This is a genomic window from Bacillus sp. LJBS17 (genome assembly GCF_019334685.1).
Taxonomy (GTDB): Bacteria; Bacillota; Bacilli; order Bacillales; family Bacillaceae; genus Bacillus; species Bacillus subtilis.
Genome location: NZ_CP079759.1, coordinates 3,899,955 through 3,914,722 on the forward strand (window position 1 = coordinate 3,899,955; position 14,768 = coordinate 3,914,722).

Annotated in this window: 16 protein-coding genes; 7 read left to right on the top strand and 9 right to left on the bottom strand. The window is 46.0% G+C overall.

What is annotated here, in order from left to right:
- Positions 1-16 precede the first annotated feature (16 nt).
- Positions 17-688, bottom strand: coding sequence for a transcriptional regulator SlrC (gene slrC / locus KXZ66_RS20150; RefSeq protein ID WP_151869982.1), 672 nt, complete (start codon positions 686-688; stop codon positions 17-19).
- Positions 689-1,042: 354 nt separating this feature from the next.
- Between slrC and slrA the strand changes: the two genes are divergently transcribed.
- From slrA to KXZ66_RS20165, 3 genes are all read left to right on the top strand, one after another.
- Positions 1,043-1,201, top strand: a complete 159-nt coding sequence (slrA, locus tag KXZ66_RS20155) for a transcriptional regulator SlrA (protein ID WP_003243648.1) — start codon at positions 1,043-1,045, stop codon at positions 1,199-1,201.
- A 442-nt stretch (positions 1,202-1,643) separates the two neighbouring features.
- Complete coding sequence (locus tag KXZ66_RS20160; RefSeq protein ID WP_003222190.1) at positions 1,644-1,952, top strand: DUF485 domain-containing protein; 309 nt, start codon at positions 1,644-1,646, stop codon at positions 1,950-1,952.
- On the top strand, positions 1,949-3,490 hold the full coding sequence (locus tag KXZ66_RS20165; RefSeq protein WP_003227390.1) for a solute symporter family protein: 1,542 nt from the start codon (positions 1,949-1,951) through the stop codon (positions 3,488-3,490). The genes KXZ66_RS20160 and KXZ66_RS20165 overlap by 4 nt, the downstream gene beginning before the upstream one ends.
- A gap of 12 nt (positions 3,491-3,502) precedes the next feature.
- Here the strand turns inward: KXZ66_RS20165 and KXZ66_RS20170 are convergent, their stop codons facing one another.
- The 7 genes from KXZ66_RS20170 to KXZ66_RS20200 form a co-directional block, all read right to left on the bottom strand.
- Positions 3,503-4,123, bottom strand: a complete 621-nt coding sequence (locus KXZ66_RS20170) for a DsbA family oxidoreductase (RefSeq protein WP_151869981.1) — start codon at positions 4,121-4,123, stop codon at positions 3,503-3,505.
- Positions 4,124-4,406: 283 nt separating this feature from the next.
- Complete coding sequence (gene efeB, locus KXZ66_RS20175) at positions 4,407-5,657, bottom strand: iron uptake transporter deferrochelatase/peroxidase subunit (protein ID WP_151869980.1); 1,251 nt, start codon at positions 5,655-5,657, stop codon at positions 4,407-4,409.
- 18 nt (positions 5,658-5,675) lie between these two features.
- On the bottom strand, positions 5,676-6,833 hold the full coding sequence (gene efeM / locus KXZ66_RS20180; protein ID WP_003243208.1) for an iron uptake system protein EfeO: 1,158 nt from the start codon (positions 6,831-6,833) through the stop codon (positions 5,676-5,678).
- Complete coding sequence (gene efeU, locus KXZ66_RS20185) at positions 6,830-8,275, bottom strand: ferrous ion permease EfeU (protein ID WP_003243918.1); 1,446 nt, start codon at positions 8,273-8,275, stop codon at positions 6,830-6,832. Before efeU ends, efeM begins: the two co-directional genes overlap by 4 nt.
- A 156-nt stretch (positions 8,276-8,431) precedes the next feature.
- The gene (gene thiE, locus KXZ66_RS20190) at positions 8,432-9,100 is read right to left on the bottom strand and encodes a thiamine phosphate synthase (RefSeq protein ID WP_003244128.1); all 669 of its coding nucleotides are present in this window, start codon (positions 9,098-9,100) and stop codon (positions 8,432-8,434) included.
- Positions 9,097-9,915, bottom strand: coding sequence for a hydroxyethylthiazole kinase (thiM, locus tag KXZ66_RS20195; RefSeq protein WP_003244274.1), 819 nt, complete (start codon positions 9,913-9,915; stop codon positions 9,097-9,099). The genes thiE and thiM overlap by 4 nt, the downstream gene beginning before the upstream one ends.
- Positions 9,916-9,922: 7 nt before the next feature.
- The gene (locus KXZ66_RS20200; protein ID WP_003227377.1) at positions 9,923-10,828 is read right to left on the bottom strand and encodes a cidABC operon transcriptional activator CidR; all 906 of its coding nucleotides are present in this window, start codon (positions 10,826-10,828) and stop codon (positions 9,923-9,925) included.
- A gap of 105 nt (positions 10,829-10,933) precedes the next feature.
- Here KXZ66_RS20200 and KXZ66_RS20205 point away from each other — a divergent pair, with 105 nt between their 5' ends.
- The 4 genes from KXZ66_RS20205 to KXZ66_RS20220 all read left to right on the top strand — a co-directional run bounded on the left by KXZ66_RS20205 (position 10,934) and on the right by KXZ66_RS20220 (position 13,513).
- Positions 10,934-11,320, top strand: coding sequence for a CidA/LrgA family holin-like protein (locus tag KXZ66_RS20205; RefSeq protein WP_003227375.1), 387 nt, complete (start codon positions 10,934-10,936; stop codon positions 11,318-11,320).
- Entirely contained in the window at positions 11,302-11,979 is a 678-nt protein-coding gene (locus tag KXZ66_RS20210) for a CidB/LrgB family autolysis modulator (protein ID WP_003227371.1), read from the top strand. The genes KXZ66_RS20205 and KXZ66_RS20210 overlap by 19 nt, the downstream gene beginning before the upstream one ends.
- 103 nt (positions 11,980-12,082) lie before the next feature.
- Positions 12,083-13,282, top strand: coding sequence for an MFS transporter (locus tag KXZ66_RS20215; RefSeq protein WP_077670929.1), 1,200 nt, complete (start codon positions 12,083-12,085; stop codon positions 13,280-13,282).
- A gap of 33 nt (positions 13,283-13,315) precedes the next feature.
- Positions 13,316-13,513 (top strand): YwbE family protein, encoded by a 198-nt coding sequence (locus KXZ66_RS20220; protein WP_032725123.1) that lies wholly within the window; start codon positions 13,316-13,318, stop codon positions 13,511-13,513.
- A gap of 34 nt (positions 13,514-13,547) precedes the next feature.
- On the opposite strand, the gene KXZ66_RS20225 is transcribed toward KXZ66_RS20220, so the two are convergent.
- Positions 13,548-14,738, bottom strand: a complete 1,191-nt coding sequence (locus KXZ66_RS20225) for a class I SAM-dependent rRNA methyltransferase (protein ID WP_046160987.1) — start codon at positions 14,736-14,738, stop codon at positions 13,548-13,550.
- Between the last annotated feature and the right edge of the window lie 30 nt (positions 14,739-14,768).

Sequence of the window (14,768 nt, forward strand, 5' to 3'; positions counted from 1 at the left end):
ATTATTTCTCTATACTTCACTGATGTTCCTCGCTTTCTGAAAAACTTTTCAAAATTCTTGGCGTCTCGTGCTCTCTGTCTAAAGTAAAAAATACTGAGAGTGCGTCTAAAAAGCTGCGGAAGGTGGCTGGCTGGCCCAATACATATGATTGTTTGATGATTCCGTCGAGGACTGCACATATTATTTTAGCCGTATATTCAGGATCAATACAGGCGTCAATCAGCTTTCTCTCCTTCAGCCACTTAATATATAACACATTTTCTTCCACCCACAATTCGTACAGCCGGACATAGGCCTTGCAATTCTTTAAGACTTTATATGTCGGCATGTTCATGGCAAACGAGGTGATGTCCCACGACGGCTTATTTATGTAATAGGAATAAAGCAGTTCTGCAGCGTGTTTTGCAGCCTCGTCCAATGTCAGCGATTTCACTGACTCCCGCTCCATTTGATCAAGATACCCTATAATGATCTTTTTTTTCATCTGACGTTTTTCGAGAAGGTACAGCAGAAAATCGTCCTTGCTGACAAAATGAACATAAAATGCTCCTTTGCTGTACCCGGCGGCTCTGCTGATATCTTCTACAGAAACCGGATCATACGCTCGGTCAATCAACAAATTCACGCCAGCGTCTATAAAACTTTCAAATGTTGCTTCTCTTTTAATTTGAAATTTGTTTTTTTTCATATTTTTCTCCTGGCGGTAATGATTACCCTTATCTTACACCGGATCAATCTTTAGCGGTATTTATTTCTTTGAACGGTTATGCTATTCGGTTTCCCAGGGGTCATTTTTAATAGGCTAAATGATTTATTTTCATTTACATACTATCCAGTCAGTATTTAATTGTTTATTATTATAAATAAGGTCCATTGGTTATATTAGTCATTTTTTTAGGGAATAGGTAGGTGGTTTTTCCTTCAGTTTGTGAACACCGAGCAACTATGTGTGAAATTTGTTGTACTCGCCTCATCATCGCGCTGGCTTGTCTTTTATTGCCCGCATGTTGCAGGAAAACATTTTATACAATTGGAGGTTACTATGAAAACTCATGTTAAAAAAGATTTGGACAAAGGTTGGCATATGTTAATTCAAGAAGCTAGATCCATTGGATTAGGCATTCATGATGTGAGGCAGTTTTTAGAATCTGAGACAGCATCGAGAAAGAAAAACCACAAAAAAACCGTCCGGCAAGACTAGTCCGAACAGGCGGATCTATTTACCTCTGGCTTTTCTATCACCTGATCTGAGTTTTCACCATATCCTCTATTCAAAAGCAAATCGCTGCGCTGAGCTTGAGGACAAACGGTGTGTCAGCTAACTACGACAGACAGCCGGTGATGCGATCACCTCTTGGCACATGCATTGTCATAAAGAGGTGATGCGAACATGATAACCGTGCTCTGGTAAACAGCAGCTTTGCTGAGAACAAGCTGCATTCGGTGAGGTTTTGAAAGCAAACTCGTTTATACACGGCCGAGCTTGAAAACCTTCGCCTGTCTTTAGACCACTGTGTTCACCTCTTCACGACCTCCTTCTTTTTTCATCCTCCAGATATTGTTCAACGCATAAATCGGACTTTCAGTACATACCTATTGGTGTACCTTTTTGCTTACGTTTAGCGAATAAAAGGAGGAAAGCCATGTACAAAGCTGATTATAAACAGATTGCTGCAACGCCGTCTTTTCAAGCTTTTTTAAAGCAGAAACGCGCTTTTATTGTTCCTTCTGCGATTTTCTTTTTTGTCTTTTATTTTTCACTCCCTGTTTTGACATCTTATTTCACCTTTTTGAATGCACCGGCCATTGGAGCTGTTTCATGGGCTTGGCTGTTCGCCATCGCCCAATTCGCTATGACCTGGATACTGAGTACTGTGTATTCCCGGAGAGCCGCTCATTTCGATCGGTATGTAAGCGCTTTAAAAGAGGATCTGAAGGGTGAACAGACATGAATATGACTGCTTTTTTATTGTTTTTGGCGATTGTTGGCCTGACGCTTATTATCACGTATTTTGCCGCGAAGCGGACGAAAACGACGAGTGAGTTTTATACGGCGGGCGGCGGGCTCACCGGCGTTCAGAATGGACTGGCAATTGCCGGTGACTACATGTCTGCCGCCTCGTTTCTCGGGATTGCCGGAATGATTGCGTTATATGGATTTGATGGCTTCTTTTACAGCATCGGTTTTCTGGTGGCTTATCTCGTTGTCTTGTACATCGTGGCGGAGCCGCTTCGGAATCTTGGAAAGTACACGATGGCAGACATGATTGCCGCTCGCTTTAAAGAAAAGAAAATCCGCGGTGTCGCGGCTCTCAATACCATTGCCATCTCTACTTTTTATATGATCGCCCAGCTCGTGGGGGCGGGAGCGCTGATCAAACTGCTTCTAGGGCTGGATTATACCGCGGCTGTCCTCATCGTCGGAGTGCTGATGACCATTTATGTCGTGTTTGGCGGCATGATCGCGACAAGCTGGGTTCAAATTATTAAAGCCGTTTTGCTGATGGCCGGTACACTCGTGATTTCGATTATCGTGTTTTCGAAATTCGGCTTTAGCCTTAATACCATGTTTGAACAGATGAAAACGGCTACTCCGCTTGGCGCTGATTTTTTGAATCCCGGAAATAAATACAAGGTGCCGCTTGAGACCTTGTCGTTAAACTTGGCACTCGTGCTGGGAACCGCCGGGCTTCCGCATATATTGATCCGGTTTTATACCGTTAAGGATGCCAAGACGGCCCGTACATCCGTTGTGTCAGCGACATGGATTATCGGTGTGTTTTACATTATGACGGTGTTTCTCGGCTTTGGTGCCGCGGCATTTGTCGGTTTTGACGCGATTACGGCGGCTGATCAAGCGGGAAATATGGCGGCTCCGCTTTTAGCAAAAGCGCTCGGAGGAGACTTTCTGTTCGCGTTTGTATCAGCCATCGCCTTTGCCACCATTTTGGCTGTCGTGACAGGGTTGGTGCTGTCTGCCGCCTCAGCATTTGCCCATGATATTTACAGCCAGATTATCAGAAAGGGAGAAGCAACTGAAAAAGAACAAATGAAAGCGGCCAGATGGGCTTCTGTCGCCGTGTCAGTACTCTCGATTCTCCTTGCGATTTTTGCACAATCCTTAAATGTGGCGTTCCTTGTTGCACTCGCGTTTGCGGTAGCCGCCAGCGCAAACCTTCCGCTGATTGTGTTTACAGTCTTCTGGAAACGATTCAATGCCTCAGGCGCTTTATGGGGCAGCCTGACAGGCCTGATCAGCGCGCTTGTGCTGGTATCGATGAGCCCTAGTGTGTGGGACCCGGCCGGAGGTGCTATTTTTACCGGTGATCCGCTCATTCCGCTGTCTAATCCAGGAATTATTTCCATCCCGCTCGGCTTTCTCGGCGCGTGGCTCGGAACGGTGCTGTCATCTGATAAAACAATTGATGAAGATACGTTTGCAGAAATTCAGGTGAAGGCGCATACTGGCGTCCATATGGAACAGGAGTAAAAAAAGCTCTCTTTATAGAGAGCTTCTTCCTTGTCTTTTCTTTTGTTCGTCAGAAATCGCTTTTTCAAATACATCCTTGCCGGCAGCACCTGGAATTACAGTGTCGCCAATAATAAAGGTTGGAACGGCTGTGATGTCAGCCTCTTCATAAGCGTGCTTCAAGGCTTGGCGCTGCACGTCCTGATATGTTCTTGTTTCCAGTGCTGATTTGAATGATGCACCGTCTAATCCCACTTCCTCGGCGAGCTTCGTCAAGATGTCAATATCGCCAATATTTTGGCCCTCCTGGAAAAACGCCTGAAAGACACGGGTGTTGTATTCATGTCCTTTATTGTATTCCTTCGCAAAATGGAAGCCTTCAAACGCGAGGTCTGTATACGGATGAGGCGAGACGTTTGGAAAATTGATCTCGACTCCTAATTTCTCCGCCATTGGCTGAATTGATGTCTGCCACATGTACTGTTTGGAAAGATCATTGACCGGATCAAGCTGAGGAGATGGACTTGGGCGCAGTTCAAACGGCATCCACTCGACTTCAACATCCTTTCCTTTTATCGCTTCTTCAAAAGCGGCTTTTCCAACAAAACAAAATGGACAGACGTAATCTGAATAAACTTTAATGTGTACTGTCATGATAATCTCCTTTCATACTAAATTGATTTTAAACTGTAACAATTAAAGTTACAACTGTTTTTTAAATAAAGAAGCCGATTTAGGCTTCTTTCAGATTGATGACAAAATCCTAAAAAGTTTTAGGATTTTGTCATCCTTTCAGCGTGATTGAAAACCCTTGAAGTCTAGGAAAGCCGAGCATTGGAGCGGAGCGAATGCTCTAATTCGTGAGCACCAACGCACAGGCTTGACAACGAATGCGAGGGTTTGTCGACACGCTGAAAGAAGCCTGTAAAGGCTTCTTTTATGATTCCAGCAAACGCTGGGCAATATATTCTCCTTTTTTGCAGCCGCCTGGGCATGCATATAAAGCAGAACCGATTGTTTGTGTATATTCGTTTAACGCATCCTTTGCTGAAAGAGCCTTCAGCATCGGGATAAACTGATTGTCGGGATTTTTTTGAAAACTGATAAACAGGAGACCTGCATCCATATAGCCGGTTTTCGGATCAAGTCCTTCTGTGTAAGAGAAAGCTCTTCTCAAAATTTGTTTTCCCGTAGATTTCGCTAGACTGACGTGTGAATTAGACGGAATTTGATTCAGCTTCACGGGATCTGTTTCCTTTTTCTGCCCAAAAGGCGCCCCCGAGCTTTTTCTGCGGCCGAAGGTATCCTCTTGGTCCTTGAGGGAAGAGCGGTCCCATATCTCAAGGAACATTTTGATTTTCCGAAAAGCCATATAGGTGCCGCCCGTCATCCAGTCAGGCTCACCAGACTGAATCCACACGATCGAGTTCATCAACGTGTCATCCTTCGTGCTCTGGTTGCCTGTTCCATCTTTAAACCCGAAGAGGTTGCGCGGTGTTTCACCATTTTTTCCACCGCTTAAAAAGCCTTTGTTCACAAAACGGACCTCACAAGTGCCGACCGCTTGATTTAGCAGGTTACGCAGCGCGTGAAACGCCACTTGCTCGTCGTCTGCACACACTTGAATGCAGATGTCCCCGCCTCCCTGCTTTTCATCCAGGTTGTCATTGGGCATCGCTGGAAGAGCGGCTAGGTGCTTCGGTTTTTTGCTTTTCAGTCCGAAGCGGTCCTTTCCGTCTTTTTCAAAAAAGCCAGGCCCGAATCCGAATGTGACCGTTAAGTTGGAAGGGGATAAATCAGCAGACTCACCTGTATCCTGCGGCGGCAGATACTGATTTCTCTGCTCCGCTGACATTTTCTTGCCAGACGTCAGCATCTGTGTGAGACTTGTCCAGTTTCTAAATAACATAATGATGTCGCTTTTGTCTTTTGCTGTTACATCCAGTGCAGCAAAATAGACATACGTCTGATGGGCAGTTGTGATTCCGGCCTGATGCTTTCCGTAAAACGGAACAATCTGCTCCTCCTCTTTTTCATCCTTTTTTGATGGCTTAGCCGCAGTCTGAACAAGCGGAGCGAGACCGCCGAGACCGCTGGCACCGATCGCAACGGCTGCCCCCGCCATCGCTCCCCATTTTAAAATGTCCCGTCTGTGAATTTGTTCTGGCTTTTTCTGTTCATCGCTCATGATGTTACAAAACTCCTTTTATAGCACATTCGCAATCTTCGACATGGTTTCAGAAAGAGTCGTCAGCTTAGTGCTCAGCTCTCTGATTTGCTTTTCACTTAATTTATCATAAGACGTATAGGACTGATCATTTGTTTTGTATTTTGCCATTAAAACTTCAAATTCGCTGAACTCCGTATCCAGTTTTTCCGTCAAGTCGGAGTGATCTTTTACAAGCGCGCTTTTCACTGTTTGATAAACGGCTTCGGAGCCTTCCACATTTGCCATAAGGTCAACTAAATCAATTCGTGAGTAGCGCTCTTCTTCTCCCGTGATTTTCGAAATTCCGGCTTCGTTCAGAAGCTCCATCGCGCCTGCAACAATTTGTTCAGGTGTTAATTTCAGTGATTGAATTGAACCGTCAAGCTCTTTTACATCCTTGAGAAGCTGGTCAGCTGTTGCCTTTTCCCCGGAAATATCTTGATCCTTCCAAATGGCCTTCTCAAGCTTATGGAAGCCTGTCCATTTGTCTCCTTCTTCAACATCGTTTTCTCGTGCGTCAATTTTCGGATCAAGATCTCCGAGGCTTTCAGCGATCGGTTCGATTCGCTCGTAATAAACACGCGCTTTCGCATATAACGTTTTGGACTTTTCGATATCGCCGGATTTCACAGCACCCGTAAATGCTTCAGTCGCTTTGACAAGCTGGTCACTCTGCTCTTTGACATAGCCTTTATACTCATCCGCTGCTTTTGCCAGCTGATCGCTAGCCTTTTTGCCGCTCTTCTTCGCTTCTGTCAGGTCTTCTAAGGATGCTTTCAATGACTCGGATTCTGTCTTGATTTTTCCTGCATCCGGTTTGTCTTTTTGCGCTTCTGTGTAGATTGGCTGAAGATGCTTTTCGATTTCTGTATATTCGAATGGATAGTCGCTGCGAATATCGTTTTCAAAGGAAAGCCAGTAGCTGTTTAACTCTTTCCCCTTCTTTTCAATCTCTTTTTGGTCTCCTTTTTCCACTGAGTCATTCAGCTTAGAAATGATGGTTTCCATTTTATTTACGGATGCGGTGATTTCTTTAGTGACCCCGCTTTTTTCAGATGAAGCTTTTTCTTTGGTTGAAGATGTGTCATTGGCTCCGCAGCCTGCGCACAGCGCAAGGATGCATCCGGCTGATACAGCGATTTTTGTGAAATTCATTTTGTCAGTTCCTTTCCGTTTGTAAAATGTTTTGCCGCTTCTGAAACAAGCGCAATCAGTAAAAAGAGTAAAATCAACATTTGCGGAATCGTGCTGTACACAGACGGATAAATTCCTAGCACCGATACAGACGGCAGCCAGCTTTCTGCATCAGACGGAAGAATGCCCGCCAGTTGAAGGCTGTGAACGCCGGTTCCGAGAAATTTCACGCACATATACAGGACAACCGCCATTGATAGAAGAAAAAACGGCTTCAATGGAATGCGCATTCCGAGCTTGATCATCAGAACACCGACGATGACGAGAACGATAAGCCCTGCGGCAGTTCCGCCGATCAGTTCAGTGAGCGGGAGCTTCCCGACAAGCCCGATGAAAAAGATGACCGTTTCGAGACCTTCTCTTACAACTGCCAGAAATGCAATGAGCGCAAAGGAAAGCAGGCTTCGTTTTTTTAGTGCCTGTGACTTCTGGATATTGATTTTTTCTCTCCATTTATCCATTGAGGCGTTTCTGTGCAGCCACACCCCGACATACAAAAGCATGACAGCGGACAGTACGCCGGTAACGCCGCCAAGCAAGAAATTGTTTTCTCCGAATACACTGGAGGAGAACAGAACCGTGACACCGATGCCGGCTGCTAAGGAAACAGCCATGCCGGCGGACGCCCCGCCCCAGATCCATGTCGAGGAACGCGTAACCCGCGCTTTTTTTGTCATGGTTAATAGCGCTCCGATGACAAGGAGGGCCTCCATTCCTTCACGAACCGGGATCAGCGCCGCATCCCACCAGCTGTAGCTGCTTGAAGCGATCGGCTCGAGCAATTGAATCATTTCGTCAATTTGCTTTGATACCTTTTCAGGATGGCTGCCGATCTCCGCCTTCATCAGCGCCAGATTTTCCTCCGATGTCGTATAGGCTTCTTTCGATTGGGACACGACATCTCCCTCAACAGCGAGCCAGGATGTAACTAAATTGTCGATTGCGGATGACGCTTCATCCAATTGTTTTTTTTCTATGAACTGTTTTGTGTCTTTCAAGCTTTGTATATAGGCTGTTAAGGACGCCCTTGATTGACCTGAGGATGTCTTTTTCAGCACGACAGCCTGCTGATAGGTTTCTAAATGAGACGCAAGCTCTTCAAGCTGTGTTTTGAGCTTACGTGCGTCTTGATTGATAAAAGAAAGAGAAATCATCGCGATATTCGCGTCCATTTCACTGTGAGAAGAAAGGTTTTCTTTCTTAATAGAAGGTTCTTCTTTTTTCCACTTCGCCTTGAAGGTGTCAAACGTTTGTTGTGCCGAATCCATATCCCCGTCTTTTACGGATTTGATCATTTGCTTGTTTAATTGAATTAATGCGGCGATCGGATCATCTTCCGCATGTGCCGCAGAACCGAAAACCATCAACAAGCTGAATAGAATAAGTGCCAGCCCCCGAGCCATCATGTTCCTCCTATAATTGAAAATGATTATCATTGTATAACATAATCATAGCCAGTTCCTGTCCTTTGTCAATTAAAATTTGAAGGTCTGAAAACCTTGATGGACAGCAAAAAAGCTGTCCTTTTACAGAACAGCCCTTTGAAGGAAAATGAACGATTATCTTCCTGTTTTATACGTTTGAATTTCCTCACGAAACTTGCGTGCAGCACTCTCAGGATCCTCCGCCTGACTGATGGCGCTGATCATACTGACGCCATCGGCCCCCGCTTGGATAACAGGTGCGGCATTATCTATTGTGATTCCGCCGATGCCGACAATTGGAATGCTGATGCCTTGGCGGCGCACTGCTTCGATAAGAGATACACCCTGTACCGCTCTCGTATCTTTTTTCGTTTCAGTCGGATAGATCGGCCCAAGCCCGACATAATCCGCTCCGTCTTCTTCGGCTTGCTTCACCTCAGACATCGTATGGGCAGAAACGCCGAGAATCATATCACCTATGGCAGCTCTTACCTCTTTCGCATTTGCGTCTTCCTGGCCGATGTGGATACCATCAGCTTTCAGATTCAGAGCCAATTCCACATCATCATTGACAATGAACGGAACACCAGCTTCACGGCAAGCTGCCTGCGCTTTTTCAGCAAATTTAATCCGAGCCTCTCCTGTCAGCGCATCCCCGCCTTTTTCACGGAACTGGTACAGGGTGGCACCGCCTTTTAACGCTTTTTGTACAACTGTAACAGGATCGGCTTTCGTATTGTTTGACCCCATAATGAAGTATACAGATAATAACTCTTTCATCATTTCCCGAGAAATACGAGTCATGAGACAGTCACCCTTTCTATAGTCGCCCATTCTTGGACGTCTTGTTCAGTAACAGTTGAAAGCTTGTTCAGCAATTCAATCTGAAAGCTTCCAGGGCCTTTGTCAGCCGTCTGCTGTGCGGCAAGCTGAGCGGCGACCCCATACGAAGAAATGGCCGCAATAGCAGCAAACAATGGATTTTCTTCCACAGCGCAAAACGCACCGACGACGGAAGTCAGCAGGCAACCGGCGCCTGTCACTTTTGTCAGCAGCTTGTGGCCGTTATGAAGGGTGTATACATGTGACGTGTCGGCTATGACATCAACTTCACCAGTTATCGCAATGACCGTGTTTAGCTTTTGTGCCGCCTGCTGAGCCAGCCGGATGATGTCGCCTCCACCTTCACCCGCATCAACACCTTTGATCAGCCAATCGGTCACGCCGACGGTATGGGCAATTTCCGCCGCATTTCCTCTGATTGCAGCAAGGCGCACCTCACGAATGATGTCACGTGCCGATTCAGTGCGGAACGGTGTTGCTCCGGCACCGACAGGATCAAGAATGACGGGAACGCCATGTTCATTAGCTGATTTTCCCGCGATGATCATCGCTTCGACTGACTCCTTGCTCAGTGTTCCGATATTTAAAACGAGTGCACCCGCAATTTTCGCCATATCGGCGACCTCTTCTTTTGCGTACGCCATAACGGGCGATGCGCCGAGCGCGAGCAGGCCGTTTGCTGTGAAATTCGTTACGACATTGTTGGTTATGCTATGCACCAGTGGGCTATGCCGGCGGACAGCCGTAAGACATTTTGCTGCTGATTGTGCATCCATATTTGCATCATCCTTTACTATCTTTTTTCGGGTCCCATAAATACGATTTCGTATGTTCGAGCCAAGCTCTGGCGGCAAACGACAAGTACCTGTCCTTTCTCCAAATAATGGCGAGGTGCCAAGGGATGACCGGATCGACAAGCGGAATGACTTTCACTTTTTCCGGGTCAAGGCCGCGGCAGATCCGTTCCGGCAAAAGCCCGATCCCAAGGTTGGCGGATACCATCTCACTAATAAAATCCCATTGTGATGTTTCATAAATGATATGGGGCCGGAACCCAGCCTTGATACATTCCGTCATAATTCGGTTGTGCAGGACAAAATCCTCTCTGAAGAAAATAAAAGGCTCGTCCTTCAACTCACGCAGCTGACATTCTTTCTCATCAGCCAGCCGGTGGGAAGGGTGAACGACAAGCATTAAGGTTTCTTTTACGATTGTAAACGAATGAAAGATATCTTCGTTTGCGGGAAGGACCACAACGCCGATATCAAGAGAGCCGTCCCCGACACCTTCTTGGACTTTTATAGAACCGTCTTCGACTAGCTGAAAGGTGACATTCGGATAGTTTTCACGGAAATCGCCGAGCACTCTGGGGAAAAACCCCGATCCGATCATCGGCGGCAGTCCAATCCGTACGTGCCCTTTCTTGACTTCCATAATATCATTTAATTCTGACGTCAGGTTTTGAAATGATTTAATGATTTCCTGCGCCTGCACATACATGCTATGACCGGCATCAGTCAGTTCCACCTGCCTGCCGTTTCGGTAAAACAGTTCAATTCCGAGCTCTTCTTCTAAATTTTTGATCATTTTTGATATCGTCGGCTGAGAAACATAAAGGGATTGGGAAGCCTTCGTAAAACTTTTTAAACGGGCGACTTCCAAGAAATATGTTAAATGGCGGATATCCATGCGCTTCACCCTTTCTATAGACAAAAGGAATACTTCTTATTCTTAATATATATTTTACCTATAGAGAGACCTTATGTACAATAAGTATATAAGGGAGGCATCAATATGAAAAAACTGTTGCTAACCGTTATTCAAATCGCTCTGTTATTTATATTTGCTCGGCTGATTAATTGGGTGACAGCCCTTCTTCATATAAATATTCCCGGCAGTATAATAGGGATTGTGATTCTTTTCACATTATTGCACTTTAACATTATCAAGCTTGAATGGATCGAGCTTGGTGCAGCGTGGCTTCTCGGGGAGCTGCTTTTATTTTTTATCCCGTCTGCCGTCGGAGTGATTGAATACGGAGACATTATGTCGAAATTTGGTGTCAGCATTCTGCTTGTTGTCATCATCAGCACGTTTGTCGTGATGGTGTCTACAGGAACGCTTACACAACTCATCGCAAAGAGAAAGGAGAAAAAGCATACGTGTTCATCGGAATTGTAAGTTTGTTTTTAACGGTTTTGGTGTATTTAGGAGCAAAAAAGGTATATCAACGCTTTCCGCGTGTTTATACTTCGCCGCTATTGGTGACGCCCGCTGTATTAGTCGGTCTGCTGCTGCTGGTGAATGTCCCGTACGAGTCCTATAATCTCGGCGGCGGATTGCTGACCGATATGCTACAGCCGGCCACCGTGGCATTCGCGATCCCGTTATATAAATATTTCCCTGTTTTAAAGAAATACGCAGTGGAAATTATTTTGAATGTGGCCGTCGGTTCATGCATCGCGATTATTTCTACCGCTCTTATTGCGAAATGGCTTCACCTCGGCACCGGCTTAATTGACAGCCTCGTCCCAAGATCAGTGACAACGCCGATCGCGATGAACGTATCTGAAATGATCGGCGGTATGCCTGCCGTCACAGCCGTGTTTGTGATTTTAACCGCTTTGCTCGGCACAGTGATCGGCCCGATGGTCATCCGTTATTTCCGCATTGATAACGAAATTGCGCGGGGCGTGCTGCTTGGCACAAGCGCGCACGGAGCGGGAACGTCAAAGGCATTTGAGCTCAGCTCTGTGTCCGGCACGATTTCCAGCGTGTCGATGATCTTAGCTGCGATTATGACGCTTTGCGCGGCGCCGTTTTTGCTTTCATTTATGTAAAAAACTGTCCTCTCGAGGGCAGTTTTTTTTATGTGCTTCCCCTTATTGAAAAGCTGGCGAATTCCAATATAATGTATTTGTGGATACCAAAGGAGGCACCCTGATGCACAACTTGCAGGTGAGGCGGCATTATGCCGCGTTAAAAGGATTTTATTTGTTTGCTTTTCTCGGTACGGGCAGCATAATTCCCTTACTCAGTATGTATTTAACGAAGGAACAGCATTTAAGCGGATCACAGGTCGGCTTGATCATGTCACTGGGCCCGATTGTGATGATTTTCTTTCAGCCGTTTTGGGGCATGCTGAGCGACTATACGCAAAAAACGAAAGGCCTGCTGGCGGTTTGCACATCAATCACAGGCATCATTGGATTAGCCTATATTGCATTTGACAGTTTCCCTCTGTTTATTTTGATTGCGGCCTGTTTTGCAGCCTTTCAAAGCACGATTATTCCACTTTCGGACAGCATTTCACTAAGGTACACACAAGAAACAAACGGCAACTACGGCGGAATCCGCCTGTTTGGTTCTCTCGGCTTCGGTGTCGCGGTGTTTGCCATGGGACAGGTGACGAACCAGCTGTACCCCATTCACGTGATCTTTATCTTTGGCTGTGCCTTTCTGTGCATTGCTGCCATATTGGCTTCACAAATGCCCGGCCAGCAGAAAACAACAAAGGTCAATATCCGCAAAGGATTCCGGGAGCTTATCAGCAACAAAACTTTCCTCATCTTTATGATCATCACCTTTACGACATTTGCTCCAAACTTAGCGAACAATACGTATTTCAGTCTTTTTCTGGACAAAAGCGGCGCGTCACTTTCCGCTATCGGCATTTTATTTTTCATCGGTGTCATTTCAGAAATTCCATTTATGAGATTCGCCCAAACATTTATAGATAAAATGGGGCTGCTCAACGTCATTATGCTGTCAGGCGGAGTCTCATTATTCAGGTGGGCGCTCTATTTCACGGCGCCTTCACTATGGATCATTTATGCGACGGTCTTTCTTCAGGGAGTGGCCATCGGTTTATTTATCCCGGCGGCGCTTCAATATGTGAAAAAGATTACCCCAAGACACGTTGAAGCGACGGCGCTGACCATGTACGCCGCCATTGGCAACGGGTTCGGCAACTGGTTCTGCACATTTGCAGGCGGGTACATTTTTGACTACGTGTCGATCTTCGCAGTCTACTTGCTTTTTGGCATTCTGAGCATAGCAGGCTTTGGCCTGACATTATATTTAATGAAGGCTGAAAAAAACAAACATACACTTCATCAGCCGGCTGTTACTTTTAAACCATAATGACTATAATGAACAAAAGAAAGGATGTGCGTTATGAACGGGCAAGAGCGAAACAGCATTTCGAAAGGGTTGCAGGTTGATATTGTATTGAAAGCAGATCAAAAAACAGGAAAACTGACGAGAGGGACAGTGAAGGATATTTTGACGAAATCAAACTTTCATCCGCATGGCATTAAAGTCCGTCTTGAAGATGGCCGCATCGGCCGCGTCCAGCAGATCGTTTCTACATAAAAAAAAGCTGCCCCTGAACAGGGCAGCTTTTTCATTATTTTTTCTGCAGAAGGACCACTTTCAGGTAGTTGCCTTCCGGAAATGCCGAAATCGTTTTGAAATCCTCCGGCAGCGTAAATTCCTCAATGATGGTGTAGCGTTCGTTTGTCTCTTTAAATGCGGCATCGATAAAGCCTTTGAATTTCTTCATGCCAAAGGCGCTGCTGTTTGTAGAGGCAACAATGACACCCTTGTCAGCAGTGATAGCGATCGTTTCCTTTAGCAGGTTTTTATAATCCTTGGCCGCGCTGAAGGTGCGTTTTTTTGTGCGCGCAAAGGAAGGCGGATCGAGAATAATCAGATCAAAGCGCAAATCCTTTTTTGCAGCATATGAAAAATAGTTAAAAACGTCCATCACTTTAATGTCGTGCGCTTCGTAATCCAGCTTGTTCACGCTGAATTGCTCGATCGTTTTGGCCAGACTTCGATTTGCCACGTCGACGCTTGTTGTTTTCTCCGCTCCGCCAAGCGCCGCCGCCACGGAGAATGCACCCGTATAAGAAAACGTATTTAAAACGGTTTTCCCTTTTGCATAGCGGTCTCTGATCGCCTTGCGCACATGTCTCTGATCCAAAAAGATGCCCGTCATGGCGCCTTCATTCAGATCCACCGCGTATTGAATGCCATTCTCTTGGATGATGATCGGGAACTCGCCCCTTCTCCCTTTCACGAAGTCATCATCTTCAACGTATTGTCCAGCCGTGTCGAAGCGTTTCTTCTCGTAAATCGCTTTATAATCAAGATCCATCTCATCCAATGCGGAAATCAGCATGTCTTTAAAGGTGTAAATTCCCTTGCTGTACCATTGAATCAGCAGGTAGCCGTCATAATAGTCGATGGTGACGCCGCCGACACCGTCACCCTCACCGTTGAACAGGCGGAAAGCTGTTGTATCTTGAGCCTCAAATAGTTTGGCGCGCGCTTGGGCCGCTTTTGTTAATTTGGTGAGAAAAAATGCCTGGTCAACCTGTTCATGTTTATTTCGGGTAAGCGTCCAGCCGACCCCTTTGTTTTGCAGGCCATAATAGCCCCGCGCGAGAAACTCGCCGCCGCTCTCAGACACGATATCAACGAGGTCTCCTTCTTTCATGTGCCCCGCACTCCCTGCGAGAGCTTCTTTTTCAATAAGGGGATAGCCTTTTTTTATTTTGGCAGCGTGTGCTTTTTTTAGGGTGAGTAGCTTCATATATGTCGTCCTCTTTCCGTTTGCTTTCTC

Coding starts and splice junctions, on each gene's coding strand:
- slrC (WP_151869982.1), bottom strand. CDS start 688: ATGAAAAAAAACAAATTTCAAATTAAAAGAGAAGCAACATTTGAAAGT.
- slrA (WP_003243648.1), top strand. CDS start 1,043: ATGAAAACTCATGTTAAAAAAGATTTGGACAAAGGTTGGCATATGTTA.
- KXZ66_RS20160 (WP_003222190.1), top strand. CDS start 1,644: ATGTACAAAGCTGATTATAAACAGATTGCTGCAACGCCGTCTTTTCAA.
- KXZ66_RS20165 (WP_003227390.1), top strand. CDS start 1,949: ATGAATATGACTGCTTTTTTATTGTTTTTGGCGATTGTTGGCCTGACG.
- KXZ66_RS20170 (WP_151869981.1), bottom strand. CDS start 4,123: ATGACAGTACACATTAAAGTTTATTCAGATTACGTCTGTCCATTTTGT.
- efeB (WP_151869980.1), bottom strand. CDS start 5,657: ATGAGCGATGAACAGAAAAAGCCAGAACAAATTCACAGACGGGACATT.
- efeM (WP_003243208.1), bottom strand. CDS start 6,833: ATGAATTTCACAAAAATCGCTGTATCAGCCGGATGCATCCTTGCGCTG.
- efeU (WP_003243918.1), bottom strand. CDS start 8,275: ATGGCTCGGGGGCTGGCACTTATTCTATTCAGCTTGTTGATGGTTTTC.
- thiE (WP_003244128.1), bottom strand. CDS start 9,100: ATGACTCGTATTTCTCGGGAAATGATGAAAGAGTTATTATCTGTATAC.
- thiM (WP_003244274.1), bottom strand. CDS start 9,915: ATGGATGCACAATCAGCAGCAAAATGTCTTACGGCTGTCCGCCGGCAT.
- KXZ66_RS20200 (WP_003227377.1), bottom strand. CDS start 10,828: ATGGATATCCGCCATTTAACATATTTCTTGGAAGTCGCCCGTTTAAAA.
- KXZ66_RS20205 (WP_003227375.1), top strand. CDS start 10,934: ATGAAAAAACTGTTGCTAACCGTTATTCAAATCGCTCTGTTATTTATA.
- KXZ66_RS20215 (WP_077670929.1), top strand. CDS start 12,083: ATGCACAACTTGCAGGTGAGGCGGCATTATGCCGCGTTAAAAGGATTT.
- KXZ66_RS20220 (WP_032725123.1), top strand. CDS start 13,316: ATGAACGGGCAAGAGCGAAACAGCATTTCGAAAGGGTTGCAGGTTGAT.
- KXZ66_RS20225 (WP_046160987.1), bottom strand. CDS start 14,738: ATGAAGCTACTCACCCTAAAAAAAGCACACGCTGCCAAAATAAAAAAA.